General features: G+C 48.3%; 17 protein-coding genes. 7 read left to right on the top strand and 10 right to left on the bottom strand.

The window, feature by feature from the left end; translation table 11 throughout:
- The first annotated feature begins 59 nt into the window (after window positions 1-59).
- Genes O3C58_05720 through O3C58_05735 form a run of 4 tightly spaced genes read left to right on the top strand, consistent with a single transcriptional unit; the run spans window position 60 to window position 3,276 of the window.
- Window positions 60-536 (top strand): low molecular weight phosphotyrosine protein phosphatase, encoded by a 477-nt coding sequence (locus tag O3C58_05720; protein MDA0691358.1) that lies wholly within the window; start codon window positions 60-62, stop codon window positions 534-536.
- A 4-nt stretch (window positions 537-540) separates the two neighbouring features.
- Entirely contained in the window at window positions 541-1,422 is an 882-nt protein-coding gene (locus O3C58_05725) for a fructosamine kinase family protein (GenBank protein MDA0691359.1), read from the top strand.
- A gap of 25 nt (window positions 1,423-1,447) precedes the next feature.
- The gene (locus O3C58_05730; protein ID MDA0691360.1) at window positions 1,448-2,572 is read left to right on the top strand and encodes a hypothetical protein; all 1,125 of its coding nucleotides are present in this window, start codon (window positions 1,448-1,450) and stop codon (window positions 2,570-2,572) included.
- 38 nt (window positions 2,573-2,610) lie between these two features.
- Window positions 2,611-3,276 (top strand): hypothetical protein, encoded by a 666-nt coding sequence (locus O3C58_05735; protein MDA0691361.1) that lies wholly within the window; start codon window positions 2,611-2,613, stop codon window positions 3,274-3,276.
- Window positions 3,277-3,348: 72 nt separating this feature from the next.
- Here the strand turns inward: O3C58_05735 and O3C58_05740 are convergent, their stop codons facing one another.
- The 7 genes from O3C58_05740 to O3C58_05770 all read right to left on the bottom strand — a co-directional run bounded on the left by O3C58_05740 (window position 3,349) and on the right by O3C58_05770 (window position 9,308).
- Complete coding sequence (locus O3C58_05740) at window positions 3,349-4,110, bottom strand: hypothetical protein (protein ID MDA0691362.1); 762 nt, start codon at window positions 4,108-4,110, stop codon at window positions 3,349-3,351.
- Window positions 4,111-4,307: 197 nt separating this feature from the next.
- Window positions 4,308-4,586: a pyruvate ferredoxin oxidoreductase gene (locus O3C58_05745; protein MDA0691363.1), complete on the bottom strand. Its 279-nt coding sequence runs from the start codon at window positions 4,584-4,586 to the stop codon at window positions 4,308-4,310.
- Window positions 4,587-4,668: 82 nt separating this feature from the next.
- Complete coding sequence (locus O3C58_05750) at window positions 4,669-5,379, bottom strand: 2-oxoacid:acceptor oxidoreductase family protein (protein MDA0691364.1); 711 nt, start codon at window positions 5,377-5,379, stop codon at window positions 4,669-4,671.
- Window positions 5,380-5,401: 22 nt separating this feature from the next.
- Window positions 5,402-6,310, bottom strand: a complete 909-nt coding sequence (locus tag O3C58_05755; GenBank protein MDA0691365.1) for a thiamine pyrophosphate-dependent enzyme — start codon at window positions 6,308-6,310, stop codon at window positions 5,402-5,404.
- Between the two features lie 96 nt (window positions 6,311-6,406).
- Complete coding sequence (locus tag O3C58_05760) at window positions 6,407-7,630, bottom strand: ferredoxin oxidoreductase (GenBank protein ID MDA0691366.1); 1,224 nt, start codon at window positions 7,628-7,630, stop codon at window positions 6,407-6,409.
- Window positions 7,631-7,700: 70 nt separating this feature from the next.
- On the bottom strand, window positions 7,701-8,333 hold the full coding sequence (locus O3C58_05765) for a carbon monoxide dehydrogenase (protein MDA0691367.1): 633 nt from the start codon (window positions 8,331-8,333) through the stop codon (window positions 7,701-7,703).
- A gap of 456 nt (window positions 8,334-8,789) precedes the next feature.
- The gene (locus O3C58_05770) at window positions 8,790-9,308 is read right to left on the bottom strand and encodes a ferritin family protein (protein ID MDA0691368.1); all 519 of its coding nucleotides are present in this window, start codon (window positions 9,306-9,308) and stop codon (window positions 8,790-8,792) included.
- Between the two features lie 386 nt (window positions 9,309-9,694).
- Between O3C58_05770 and rnhA the strand changes: the two genes are divergently transcribed.
- Together rnhA and O3C58_05780 are read left to right on the top strand one after the other, a co-directional pair.
- Entirely contained in the window at window positions 9,695-10,135 is a 441-nt protein-coding gene (gene rnhA, locus O3C58_05775) for a ribonuclease HI (protein MDA0691369.1), read from the top strand.
- Window positions 10,136-10,327: 192 nt separating this feature from the next.
- The gene (locus O3C58_05780) at window positions 10,328-11,635 is read left to right on the top strand and encodes an MltA domain-containing protein (protein ID MDA0691370.1); all 1,308 of its coding nucleotides are present in this window, start codon (window positions 10,328-10,330) and stop codon (window positions 11,633-11,635) included.
- Window positions 11,636-11,640: 5 nt separating this feature from the next.
- Here O3C58_05780 and O3C58_05785 read toward each other — a convergent pair whose 3' ends face one another.
- The 3 genes from O3C58_05785 to O3C58_05795 all read right to left on the bottom strand — a co-directional run bounded on the left by O3C58_05785 (window position 11,641) and on the right by O3C58_05795 (window position 13,515).
- Window positions 11,641-12,186, bottom strand: a complete 546-nt coding sequence (locus O3C58_05785; protein MDA0691371.1) for a phosphoribosyltransferase — start codon at window positions 12,184-12,186, stop codon at window positions 11,641-11,643.
- A 94-nt stretch (window positions 12,187-12,280) separates the two neighbouring features.
- Window positions 12,281-12,961 (bottom strand): protein-L-isoaspartate(D-aspartate) O-methyltransferase, encoded by a 681-nt coding sequence (locus O3C58_05790; protein ID MDA0691372.1) that lies wholly within the window; start codon window positions 12,959-12,961, stop codon window positions 12,281-12,283.
- A 245-nt stretch (window positions 12,962-13,206) separates the two neighbouring features.
- On the bottom strand, window positions 13,207-13,515 hold the full coding sequence (locus O3C58_05795) for a hypothetical protein (GenBank protein MDA0691373.1): 309 nt from the start codon (window positions 13,513-13,515) through the stop codon (window positions 13,207-13,209).
- A gap of 214 nt (window positions 13,516-13,729) precedes the next feature.
- Between O3C58_05795 and O3C58_05800 the strand changes: the two genes are divergently transcribed.
- Window positions 13,730-14,590: a M20/M25/M40 family metallo-hydrolase gene (locus O3C58_05800; protein MDA0691374.1), complete on the top strand. Its 861-nt coding sequence runs from the start codon at window positions 13,730-13,732 to the stop codon at window positions 14,588-14,590.

The raw sequence follows: 14,590 nt of genomic DNA on the forward strand, positions 1-14,590 counted from the left end.
AATGATGATGCGCCAATATTAAACGCAATCGCACGCTAAATCAATCAAGAGATTTTACGATGATCGAAGTCCGTTTTGTTTGTCTGGGTAACATTTGCCGATCCCCTCTCGCCCACGGGGTTTTTGAAAAGTTAATCGCCGAAGAAGGGCTGGAAGACAAGATCCGTGTTTCTTCCGCCGGCACCGGTAACTGGCATGTCGGGTCACCGCCAGACGAAAGAATGCAGCAGACTGCAAACAAATACGGCATTCAGTTGAACTCCCGAGGCCAGCATTTTCAAAGCTCGGATTTTCAGGATGTGGACCTCATTCTGGCGATGGATCACAGCAACCTGATGTCCCTCAGGCAAATAGCCCCCGACCCACAGCAAACGGAAAAATTACGGTTGTTCCGTTCCTTTGACCCGGAGGCCAATGGCGACCTGGACGTCCCCGACCCCTATTACGGCGGCGGCAAGGGATTTGAAATCGTCTATCAGATCGTCCAGCGCACTTGCCCAAAGATTCTGGAATTTCTCAAGAGCCAGGTCAAATGAGCGCATGAAGGAGATCATCCATCAGGTTCTGGAATCGGTTTACGGTCAGCCGGTGACGATTCAACACACCCGGTCAGTCGGCGGCGGTTCCATCAACCAGACGCAGGCTCTGACGCTTTCCAACGGTGAAAACGTTTTTTTGAAAACCAATTCCCACCCGCCGCCAAATTTTTTTCCGGCGGAAGCCAAGGGCCTTGAACTGCTCAGGCAGGCTCAAGGCGGCCCCAGAATTCCAAAACCTCTGGGGATGGAACCGGGCTCCAACCCTCGGTTCTTCCTGCTGGAATTTGTGGAGAATTCCGCCCCATCCAATGAATTTCATCTGCATTTCGCCGAGGCGTTGGCCCATATGCACCGCGTCACCCAAGAGTCTCACGGATTGGACCACGATAACTATATAGGCTCCACCGTGCAAGAAAATACACCTGAGAAAAACGGCTTGGTCTTTTTCCGCGAGCATCGTCTCAGGTTTCAACAGGAACTGGCGCGTAAGGCTGGCAAACTGCCTGCACAGGTAGACCAGCGGCTGGACAGGCTTTGCGGCAAGCTGGAGACGCTTTTGGATGCCACCGGGGAAAAACCCGCCCTCCTGCACGGCGATTTATGGTCGGGCAACTATTTCCAGGCAAGTCAGGATCGACAACCCTGTATTTTTGATCCCGCCGTTTATTACGGCCTCAGGGAAAGCGACCTGGCCATGACGGAGCTGTTCGGAAGACTGCCGGAATCTTTTTACCAGGCGTACCACGAGGCTTTTCCGTTGAATCCCGGTTATGAAGAACGAAGGGACCTTTACAATTTGTATCACATGCTCAATCACTTGAACCTGTTCGGAAGTTCATACCTCTCGTCGGTCGAGTCCATTATCAACCGTTTCACCCGCTGAATCTATGCGGGTTGGAGGCTCGATAATGAAACTCAATAATTTTCCGTTGCTGATCATCCTGTCCATCGGCTGGTTGGCCCCTGTCAATCTTGCCGAGGCACAACCTGGCGAATATCAACGCTTAAAAACCCAGGCGGAAAAATACTATGCACAGGGTTCCTTTTCCCGCGCCCACAAAACCTACGCCGAAACCAACGCGCTGAATCTAACACCGCAGGAAAAACGCTGGGTGGATTTCCGTATCGGCGACACCTTGTGGCGGGCTGAGGCGGGAAGCAAAACTTCCGATCCTTCCATCTACGAAAAGGCCCAACAACAACTGGAGTTTCTCATCCGCGATATCAAGCGCGATGAAGACAAGGACCGGGTGTGGGCGGAAATTCAGGAATCTCTCGGCGACTTCTGGTGGCAACGACGTGACTCCAAAAACTGGAATTCGGGCTGGCAACATTACCAAAAAGCGCTGGACTGGTGGGCGGGAGCCAAAGATATTGATCTGGCACGGACCCGTTATCTTAAAATCGTCTGGACCATCGCCAGCCCCTCCTGGCGGGAGCCGTATTACTATTACGGCTATTACGGCAATCAAGTTCCCCTGGAAACCCTTGAAAACGCGCTGAAAATTTCACAAACCAAAACGGACCTGACGCGGGCGCACTACCTCATCGCCATGACCCTGCGCCAGCAGGGAGGAGACCGGCAGGAACGGGTTGCCGAAGAGTTTGAGGCGGTGCTGAAAGCGGGACAATCGTTTGCATGGTACGACGACGCCCTGTTGCAATACGCCGAGTGGCTGGCAAATTCCGGCGAGGTCGTTATTTTGGAAAACGGAGAACAGCATCGTGAAAATAATTACGTGAAGGCACTGGAACTGTACCGGCGCATCATAAAAGAATTTAACAAGGGTGAAACCCGCCACTACGACACCGCCAAGCAAAGGATACAGTCCATCACTCAGCCAGTGCTGGGCCTCAGCGTCTCCAACATATTCCTGCCCGATTCGGAAATTCAATTTCATCTGAACTGGCGGAATATCGAAAACGTGACTTACTCCATTTACCCTGTGGACCTCACCCACGATAAGGAATTTTATTGGATGAGAAAGAATTGCGGACACGGAAGGCGGATTCTTCAACCTCTTACGCGTTAAATGAGATGGGCAGAGGCGGCTTGAGGAGAGAGAACGTCATGAAGGCACCCAAATCTTCAATGGCCAAGAGGCAGACGGGAATGCTCGCCAGTGATTCCATAGCGCAAGCCGTTGGAGAATCTTCTTCCCTTATGGAAGCCGATCAGGAGGTTTTTGACGGAGGGCAGGAGGAACCCGCCGTCCAGGTGAGAGCGGATTTTAGAGCCACGGCTTTCTGGCAGCCCAATGTCATCACCAATAAAAAGGGTCAAGCCAAAGTTAAAGTTAAATTCCCGGATTCGCTGACTGAATGGCGGGCCACTGCCAGGGTGGTTGCAGAAAATAACCGCTTTGGTATCGGATCGGGCAATTCCCGCACCCGGAAACCGCTCACAGTCCGCCTGCAAGCGCCACGTTTTTTCGTGGTCGGAGACTCCTTGACGATCTCCGCAATCATCAACAACAATACCGATGCGGCCATGAAGGTCAGTCCATCAATAACCCTTGAGGGGGTTACCCTGCTGAAAGGAAAAGTTGAATCCCTTGAGTTGCCGGCGGGAGGCGAAAAAAGAATCGATTGGCAAATTAGCGTTGATCAGCCTGTGATGGCAAAAATCCAGGTGGCCGCTAAAGGATCGAGGCTCTCAGGAAAAGTAGCGTGGGACAAAAAAAGCGCCCCAAGGTTCTGGGGCGCTTCACTAACGAGAAGGGAGACTGCGTACTAACAAATTATACGATGTTCACCTCGTAAAAAAGATTCATTATTTATCGGCACAAGGAAATATAAAATGATTGGATTAAAATCCGCCACCTATTTTCGCGATAAACGTGTTCAGCTCTTTTTGAACGTCACCATCCCAGTTGGCCTTTTCCCGGGTCAGGGTGGTTAACACAGGATGTGCGGTGCTCATTTCCAATCCTTTGGCAATACTCACCAATATACGGGTGCCAAAATATTCCACCAGGCCATGCTCCTCCGCGGCCCGAAAAGCCATCTCCGGCCCCAGAATAATCGCCCAGGTCTGTATGACGCAGACTTGTGACGACTCCCTGAATTGAAGGGACTCCACTCCTTCCAGGTACGTTTCGGCGTCGATCTCCCCGGATTCGAATTTTTCAATCAGGCTGGTGAGGGTTTCTTCTTTGGAGTCCATTTTTCCCCGGATATACTCGACGATTTTAGGCTCCAGTTTTCCTAATTCATTCAGGTTCCATGGACAATAAAAGTCATCACTGGGTTTGTTGCCGATGCGTTTATTCTCCCTTTCAACCTTTTTAATACATACAGGGCACCTCTTGCCCGCATCATGGCTGAATTTATTTCCACAGGAACAGGGGGCCAAAACGGTTTCCAGAGCCAACGCCAGGGCCTCACCTTTGACACCCAGCACTTCCCGCAAGGTCACGCGGACCGATTCTGCCCGGCTGATCGTGTAACATTCGGTGCAGGAAGAGCAAGATAACTTATATGCAAATTGATCCTCTTCCGGCTCGATAACCGGGAAATAGATCTCCGTGCAAAGAACACATTGTGTCTCTTTTGAAATTGGTTTCACCATGACTGGCTCGCTCCCATAATAATTGGTCTGCAGTGTTTGTTCTTTAGATGAAAAAGAAACCGTTTGAGTGCAAAATATTTTTGCGGTGCGAACTATTCATTTCCAATCCTAACCTCCCCCAAATGAATAAACACCTCCCAAAAAAAAACCCATGACCAATAAGGCCATGGGATTTTGAATGATCGACTATTTTCCTGCTAGCCAGAGTAAGCTTGACCCAATCCAGCAGTTTCGCCTGCTTCTGCCTCTATCACGATTTTCCCATTGGTTGGGTCCACCGGATGCATGCTGATGGCCTTGTGTGTACTACAAACCACCATGCATAAATCACAGCCTTTACATCGATCGACAAATACATAGGCCTTATTGTTCTCATTCATCATAATAGTGTCTGACTCAGGACAATACATGATGCAAAGTCGGCAACCTTTTTCAGCAATACATTTCGACTCATCAACCAATGCAACGTTATACACTTATACTTCTCCTCGATAATTTAATGTTTGAAAAAGGCCACTAAACCCATCGTCCCAAAGTTCTAATGATAATTCTGAAGACCTAAAACGCTCTGGCAGTACCAGCGGCCACATTTGCCAAAGCGGGTTTCGCCACTTCCGCCCAAGTCTCAGCCATTTCAAAGGATTTGGTGATCGTATCCATGTTGGCTTTGAGCAACATGGCCTTTTTAGCGTATTTCTTGGTAATCGCCTGATCCAGGGTCGCGGTACCACCGGAAGCCACATAGCGTTTTCCGAACCGTTCCTGCAAGGCCACATCCAAAGCTTCCAGTCCTACGATTTTGGTAACCCCGGCACAAGCCCCCAACATTGCCATGTTGGTTGACAATTCGGTTTTACCAATTTCAAGAGCCAGCTTGGTCGCATCATGATTGAAAACCGTGACATTGAGATCTTCCAAGCGCTTATGGTCTTCCTCACCCAGCAAATCGGCACTGGTATTAATGATGACAAGACCACCTTCTTTGACCCCGTCATAAAATGGCGCTGTATAACTTTTCTGCATGGTGATGACCTGGGGATGAAATATCAGAATAACATCTGGATACACCAACTCACCCCGGTCATAAATACGTTCAACCCCAATACGCACATAACTTTCCGCCGGAGCCATGCGTTTCTCAGCTCCGAAGAAAGGGTTTGAAATGGAGTACAATCCGCCATTGTTTGCGGCCATCGCCAGGAGATGCGCGGCTGTAACCGCTCCTTGCCCGCCCAAACCGGAAATTCGTATATTGATCCTTTTAAACATAATTAATCCTCTCCTAAAGCAATTAAGCGGAAACTGGTTTTTTGGCTTCTTTTGCCGCTTTTTTCTTGGCCTTTTCTTCAGCCTCTATCGCATCTAACAATTCCTTGGCCTGATCAGAAATGTATTCTTTCATGACAAACCGACCGCCAATGGATTCGGCATCTTTCATTTCATCCAAACCTTCCATGCTCTGTTTGCCGATCTCAAGAATGCAGGGAGTGTACAGCTGAATATAGGTCGGTCCAATCTCTCTGGCTACCATAACAGCATTTCTAATGGCTTTCTCCACCCGGCTGGGTTTGCTCACGGTGAGCATGGCGACATAATGACACCCTGCTTCACGAGCGATTTCCGGCAATCGGACTTTATCGAAGGTTTTGCCTGCAGGCGCCATTTTGGCAACAAAGCCTTTTTGCATCAATCCGCTTTCCTGTCCACCTGTATTGGCATAAAGCTCGTTGTCAAAACAGATGGTGGTGAATTTTTCCTGACGGAACCAGGACTGCATGGTCATATCCAATCCGATGTCCACGGTGGCGCCATCACCAGCCAACACGACAACGTCTTTTTCAACGTCAGGGAAACGACGTTTAAGAGTGCGCTTCAAACCTGAGGCAATGGCATTCTGATTCCCAAATAACGAATGGATATTTTGCACGGCCACATGCGGGAACACCAGACTGGTGCAACCGGTAGAACCAACAAAAACTGTATCTTCCGGGTTGGGAAGACTGGCCAGAATATAACGAAAGGCAATGGACTCCGGGCAACCCGCACACAGGGAATGTTGCTCAATCAATTCCTTGGACGAACCGATATCTTTCCAGCCACGCCCTTCTTTGCCGTAAGTCGCCGTCGCTACCAGCTCTTGATATTCAGGCGGCATGATGTCCGCGAGATCTTCACAGATAGATATCTTTTCCTTACTCATCAGGTTTCCCCTTCTATTTTTGATTTCCCCAATGGGAAAATTTGCGATTAAGAAATTCTAACGTTTAATCAGACTAGCTTCCGCGATTACTGCGTCCTATCGTCCTATTCCAAGGTATTTTTTAATCTCCTCGACAATAACTTCCGAAGGCATGGTCATGCCGCCTGCAACTTTAGGACCTGCGATCACTCGTTCGTTATTGGGAAGAATAGACTTGATTTCGCGAGCCATCCAGCCGGCCAGATTAAACTCAGGCACAAAGATGTGTTTGGCACGTTTGGTGGCTTCCTTAATTTCCTCGGTCGGGAACGGGCGAATGGTTTTGATCTTCACCAATCCAACTTTGATGCCCTCTTCTTCCAGCAACCGAATAGCTTCCCGGCCCTGCGACACAGCAGTTCCAGAAGAGACAATAAGGATTTCACGATCAATATTTTCGACATCGATCAAACCATCCAGCAAGGGAATGGTGTGTTTGCGGGACCGCTCAATGGCCGCTCGAACTTCCTGCTGCCAGGAGGCGTGGGTCGAATAACTGATGTAGTTGGATTTCATAACGAACGGATCCCGCATCATTCTGACCGGAGGACATTCCATGTCCATACACGGCACAGGAGATCTATAAGGATCGTAAGGGGTCAAACAAAGGTCTTCGGGTGGCAACATGACCGTGTCCTTCGTGTGGGTCACGAAGAAGCCATCGCACATGGTCGCGATGGGTATATGCACATCGGGCTGTTCCGCAACAATGAAGCCTTTGAGGATAAAATCGTATAGATCCTGAGCGGTTTCCGCATGCCACATCAGCATCCCGGTTTCTAAAAGATAACTCGCTTCCAGGGTATCGGGCTGGATACTCAAGGGAGAGTTGACGCCGCGCATGGTCACACACACCTGAATCGGCAAACGCGACCCCGCCCACATGGGAAAATTTTCCATGGCGCGAAGCGTTCCCGGACCGGCTGTGGTGGTGAACACTCGATGTCCGCCAAAGGCGGCTCCGGCGCACTGCCCCATAACGGCGAATTCACTTTCGCCTCGAAAGTACTCATCCAGGTAGCCCTCTGAATACAACTCACCAATCAATGCCGCCGCCTCACTTTGCGGGGTGATCGGATAAGCTACGGACGTGCCGACACTCGCTACCTTGATGGCCTGTCGAATGACTTCACTACCCGTCATGAAACTCGGGGTTCTTTCGTGATCAAGAAACATGCTATTCACATCAGTGAATGTCTGACCCATTTTATTTTTGGTGCCCAACTTCACATGCTGAGACTTTATTATTCTATTTTTGGGGATATCAACCGGCTTATTCATAAAATCACTCCCTTGGAAATGACATTAAACAGAGCTCGTCCTACGCTCGCGTTATAAAGGTTTTCCCGCACTAGGACACCCGCCCCGAACGGTTCATTTTAATCTGTACAAAAGGTATTGCCTGACTTTTAACACCTTGTTTTTTTAATTTATTTACGGCATCTACAAGATTCATGATTTTTTCCACGGACGCATCACGAAAAGACATGCAGGCATCCTCATGACCGGCCTGGGCGCACATGGCCATAGTGAAACAATTGGTGCCGCCACGAATGATCTTAAGCGCCAGGTTTGCCTGGTGACAGTGCACCCCGACAAACATGCAAACATCTATCTTATTATGCCAAATGGTCAGATTGGGATGGTTGGGATTGATCTCTACTGCCGCGTCAATTTTGGGATATTTCGGGCGGTAATCCGCCATGGGAATCAGCCGTGCCGGGAGCGCGTCAGCCAAGGCCCGAACAGCCTTAGCCTTTTTGGCGGCGTTTTCATTCCACTTCCACAGAACCAGAGGGCCAGGGAAAACGGTTGGCACTTTTGCCTCCAGAAACTTGCGCGCCGCAAATTCATAGCCTTCTTCCTCTGAGGTAATTCTTCCTTCAATATGACATTCACCCGGATCGGGCAATACAATCCCCATTGAAGCCGCAGCGGGAGGAAGAAACGCCTCTGGCCCAGCTTTGACCTGATATTGGCTCATTCTGAATAATCCTTTTCGGGTTACTAAAATTTGAAAGCGTGTTACTATAAAACAACAGCCGCGAGGTTGTCAAACCTTTTCACATAAAACAGGTTAGCCCTGTTTTATGCTTCATTTACACCATTAGTATACGTTTTTAAAAAGCCCAAACCAACCTTAATCCTGCTTTCTTGCCGAACAATTTCTTTGGCTGCTCTGCGAGAGGGTTTGCAAAATAGGTCCGCAAGTCCCTCCGTTTTCCTATCCCACGCTTAAACAGCCTTATTGAATTGAGGCTTGCAGTATTATCAATCTGCAGAAGTCTTGCACGTCTCATCGGCAAAACCGTATCTCCCCCCTAAAACTTAAATACACCGGCAGGGATGCTGCACATCATTCCTACATGGTTTCCTGCAACAAAATGGAGGATTCAATAAAAACTCCAGATCACTATTAAAAAACCCTCCATCTTTGAACTCAGGTAGCAATGGTTTTTCTCAGTTCCTCCAATTCGGTCAGGTGCTTCTTCTCTTCCACTAATAGATGGGAAAAAATAGCGCGGACATCGATCTTTTTTTCTTTTTTCAGCAATTCACTCAGAACATCAATGGATCGCTTCTCGGACTGTATCCCTAAATCCAGAGCCTCCACATCACTCTGAAAATCAGGGATCTCACTCTGACCACTTCCTTTGATGTCTGGGAATACCTTGCCTTTTAATTGCTCCGCTATAAATTTATCGACATGCTTCCTGGAACTGGTTTTATTCAATAACGCCGGTTGAAGAAATCTGGCCTTAGTCTGCAAAGACTGGATATGCTCTTTTTCCTCATCGGCCAGCCGCTGAAACATTTCTCGTACTTTCGGAGCGCGAGCCTTTTTGGCGGCTTTTTCATAAAATATCAATCCTTGTCTCTCAATACACAAACTCACTTCAATCGCATCAATGCAGTGAAAACTGATGGAGGAATTTTCAGCGGAATCTTTTTCTTTCATGCCCATCCCTCATTTAATTACAGAAAAAGTAACGTGCCCCCTTTAAGAACAATCAGCCAAAAATCTGCACAATTTAACCACCAACAGCTATGGCAATAACTCCTGCTCTGATTAAACGTTTCCCACCAAACTCACAAAAGTTCTATCGCCAAAAAGTTTCGATCAAATAGCTACGAAACCGCGAGTTATGATATATTATTGGAATTACAGGCTCGGTTGAATCCATCAACCTCAGAACATTCTCCACTAAAACTCTGATCTCCAATACAAACTATTCATTGGCAGACCCCTTTACCAAGAAAAAAGTGCGGCAATATTTTAAAACCGTATTCTCACGAAAGGCGTCCTCCCTAAGGATACATCTGAAGGATTATAATAATAAAGACATGGAAATAGTTAAAATTTTCACCGATGGCTGTTGCAAAGGAAACCCTGGACCCGGAGGGTATGGGGCTCTCATAATACATAATGGCAAGACAAAAGAACTGAAGGGCGGATCAAAATCCACCACCAACAACATCATGGAGCTCACTGCCGCTGTTGTCGGCCTTGAAGCGCTGAAAAAACCCTGTGAAGTGGAATTGACCACCGACTCCCAATATTTAAAGAAGGGAATGACGGAATGGATCGAAGGCTGGATCAAGAAGGGCTGGATCAATGCATCCCGCCAGCCGGTCAAAAACAAAGAGATCTGGCAGGAACTGCATCGGTTGAGCAAAATTCATAAAGTCACCTGGAAATGGGTCAAAGCCCATAACGGACATCCTGAAAATGAAAGAGCGGATGCGTTAGCCAATGAGGGCATGAGTGCTCCCTCCAACAGATAAATATTAAGGGTATCTCTAAAAATTGACTAAATGCTCCTAATCGTCAACTTAAGGAGATGGCTTTGTTTTAGTGGAACAGGCGACCTGCCCTTAAATTTAAGGATAGGTCGCCCGTGCCACCAATATAAGAAATCCTTGTACAGTGTTCGATTTCCTGTAATAAACTAATTTTTAGAGATACCCTTAAGGCAAATGTCCTCCCTGATAAAAAACAACTTGCAACAACCACTGCAAAAACGAACCGTACGGGCGCTCTGTTTTCTGTTCATTGTCGCCTTATTTTTCTTCCTCGATTCCTGCTCCACATATTCATCTCCAGTCGGCCCCAATGGACAGCTAACATCTTCTGATAACTCGAATGCTGATCGATCTTCAGCCTCTGGGAGCGAACCCGCAAACCAAACCGTCTCTTCAACTCAAAGTCTTCCAAATCAGCCGACCCGTCCGCAATCGCTCTCTCTGGATTTGCCCATTATTTTTGAAGACGACCTTGACCAGGAAAGCCTCAAAAAAGTAATCCAGAATCAACTCGATGCAATGGAAGCCATAAATGAATTCGAGCCGGTACGGCTGGAAAACCTGGCGTTGACCAAAGGTAAACTGAAAAAAGCTCTTAAAACGTTCCTGAACTTGCTGAACCAGAATCTGGCGCCTGATGAATTCAGCCGCCGGGTGAGGCAGGAGTTTACTTTTTATAAGGCCGGGCAGGGAGCCCGGAAAAAATTCCTGTTCACCGGATACTACACGCCTGTCATTGTCGCCAGCCCGGTTAAAACAGAGGAGTATATTTATCCTATTTACCGAGTGCCTGACGCCCCCGTGGAGCTGAATTTCGTTGGCAACCCGCCATCCCCGATCTGGAAAAATTATACCCGCAGGCAAATCGACCACCAGGGAATTTTAAAAAACCGGAACCTTGAAATCGCCTGGTTAAAGGATGACCTGGAACGGTTTTTCCTCCACATCCAGGGGTCCGGGGCACTCCAGTTTCCTGACGGCAAGCTCCAGGGCGTGCGGTTTGCCGGAGCCAACAATTACGATTATCAGGGCATCGGAAAATTAATGGTGAAAGACGGTCTCCTTACCGGCAAGGGGGAACGCACCATGCAGGGCATCAAAAAATACCTGCGCGATCATCCGTCCTTAATTCCAAAATATCTTCATCAGAACAAACGCTATATCTTTTTTGCCTATAGCGATGAAGGACCTACGGGGTCGGGCGGCGGAGAATTGGTCGGCGGCCGGTCCATCGCCACAGACAAGTCCATTTACCCGGCTGGAGGCCTGGCCCTCCTGTTCATAAGAAAGCCCATCCTCAACGAAGCACATGAAATCGTGCGCTGGAAACGCAGCTTTCGTTTCGTTGTCGATCAGGATACGGGAAGCGACATCAACGGCCCCGGACGCGGGGATCTTTTTTTCGGCATCGGCCAGCGCCCAGGAATTATGGCGGGAAATTTCAAGGAATGGGGTGAAGTTTACTATCTGGTAAAAAAATAAAATAATTACATCGGTTCGCTGTACAGGGAAACCAGCCGTTTGTCGATAAAATCGAACCTCTCTTGACGCACATTGAATTGTTCTTTTTCCGGATCGCCGCTGACCGCCGAATAATCCATATTGGCGGGGTTCCTCCTTACCATACAAGCAAAAGTTACTGCTTCCGGTTTTTCCTCGATTTCCAGATAATCCACTGCACGAATAAACGTCGAACCGGTGGTCACGATATCATCGACAATCAGCCAGTGCGTCTCAGGAGGATAGTTGGGCACCGCCAGTTGCGCGAAATCCATTCTCTTTTTTGGCATGATGTGAAAAGGCAGTTTCATCAATTGCGCCAATTGATAACCGATACGAATTCCTTCCGTTTCCGAGCCAATGACAACATCGAATTTACCGTGCTCGTCCTGCCATAATTTCAACTTGTTGTTCAGCATCTCGCAATAGGCCAGGTTCATCGTGTCAGACAGCAAACTATATTCGTAGGTATACTCCGACTTCACGCCCGTGCTGAGAACAAAATGGCCCTTCTGGATAATTCTGGAAAACACTTAAAATCTTCCTTGTGAAACAAAATCTTTTTTCAGTATTAAAACTCTTATTTCCGTAATTTGAAATCGTGCGATTTCAAATTTAAATCTAATTTCAGGATGGCCTTTTGTTATCCGGCCAGCCGTATTTTCCCACAAGAGGCACGAATTTGCAGTAACCAATTTCGTGGGAGGTCGTGCGGTCATTTTCCTTGACCAAAATAGTGAGGCTCTGTTTTTCCTGGCTACCCACCGGAGCTACCAGTCGGCCTTTATCACCCAACTGATCGACCAGCATTTTCGGGATTTCCTCGGGAGAGGCGGTGACGAGAATGGCGTCAAATGGCGCCTGATCGGGCCATCCGTAAGTTCCGTCGAACACCTTGAAAACGATGTTCATATAATTCAAACGTTCCAAAATTTTTTGCGCCTTCAAGCTCAGGGATCGGATGCGCTCAATGGTGAACACCTGCCCTGCCAGTTCCGCAAGCAAGGCCGTCTGGTATCCCGAGCCGGTTCCAATTTCCAATACCCGGTCGGTCTTCTTCAGATTTAATGCCTCGGTCATGGCGGCCACGATATAAGGCTGGGAGATCGTTTGATTGTCGCCAATGGGAAGAGGAAAGTCTCCATAGGCCTTGTGCTGAAGAGATTCATGCCCAAACAGATGCCGGGGTATCCGGTTCATCGCCTCCATGATCCGCAAGTCTTTTATTCCCCGATCGACGAGCTGTTCCTCGATCATTTTTCGCCTTTGACCTGTAAAGGATTGAACCGCCCGGTCAGTCGGACCCATGCATGCACCTCTCCATAAACATCTAATTTATTTGGACTTTTTTCAACAACAGTGATACAAATAGGGCCATCATTTATAAGCTCGAATCAGGCTTGGGGAAATTTCAGGCACATCAAAACCAGGTCGGCTGACCAAAACCAGCCCACCATTTTTATTTTTATCAAATGATCCATTTTCTGAAATCAGAGGGGCAAGGCATCTCAAGGGTTTTACGACCGGTTAACAGAAAGCGGCTCTCGGAATATTCAATGCAGGGAGGTGAATCTTCTGGAATTCGGACCATCATGTGGGGAATGGGGGATGACACAGGACCCCATATTGGACTCTGCCAATGAATTTATTTTTTTGGGATTCTGATAAAAAACAAATTCCCAGCAGTCCTCCCATTCATCGTATTTGAGGAGGTAGATATTATCATCATCCGCCCTCACTTTAAAATAACGGGTCCCCTCTCCATACCAGCGATCGACGATGTCTTTGACTTCGTAGCGCTGATCCATGAGGCTGAAGGCGATCGGCCTCTCGTTAAGCTTATAGCCTGAAAAGCATTCCACCGTAATCATGCGGTTATGGTATGACGATACCCGTAAAAAGTAAACGTTTTTTTAAGGCAACAAAAAGTTGAAGCTCCAAATTTTTATAAATTCCAACTCTATCAATTTAAAGTTGAGGTTTGATGTCTTCCGGGCCAATCAATTGCCCATAGCATTCTAAAATTGGGATCACTTTCTTTGACAGGATAAGGTTTCATTCAATATTAAATGGTCGATGCAGGCACCGAACCAAAAAAATATTGCCACCCATCTTACGGCGCTCACTCGCGAACGCAACCCCTACACCTCGCCGGACCAACTGACTTGGGCCGCAGAATACATTCGCGGTCAGATGCAATCCGCCAACCTGCAGGTCCGGGAAGAAGCGGTTCCTTTTGACGGCATGAGTTTCCCTAATATCCTGGGTCTGAAAGAGGGGACCGATCCTGCTTCCGGGATATTTGTCCTGGGGGCGCATTACGACACCGTGGAGGGAAGCCCAGGGGCCGATGATAACGCCAGCGCAGTTGCGGCTCTTCTGGAGATCGCGCGTTGTCTGAAAACCACGCGACTTAAAACGCCTCTCCTGTTCGCCGCTTTCACTCTCGAAGAGTATGGGTTCGTGGGAAGCCATTACTTTCTCGACCAGACCGGAAACGAAAAAGATCGTATCACCGGAATGATTTCTTTGGAAATGGTGGGGTTTTGCAGTTCCGACCCCGGTTCTCAGACCTACCCTCCCTATGTGGACGCCGCAAAATACCCGAACAGCGGTGATTTTATCGCTGTGGTCGGCAATGAACCCTCCGCCGCATTAACCCACGCCATCGCGGACCGCATGATTCAGGCGGTTCCCAGTCTACCTGTAGAGCGGTTGGTAGTGCCCGGCAGGGGAGACCAGTTCCCGGAGGTGACGCTCAGCGACCACTCCCCTTTCTGGGAAAACAACATTCCGGCGGTCATGATCACGGACACGGCTTTTCTAAGAAATCCGAATTATCATCAACCATCAGATACATTGGATACGCTTGATATGGAATTCATCGGCAAAATTACTGAATCCACCTCAAGCTTCCTTGAACAGCATTTGGGATAA

It is taken from the genome of Nitrospinota bacterium (genome assembly GCA_027619975.1).
In the GTDB taxonomy this organism is placed as follows: Bacteria; Nitrospinota; Nitrospinia; order Nitrospinales; family VA-1; genus JADFGI01.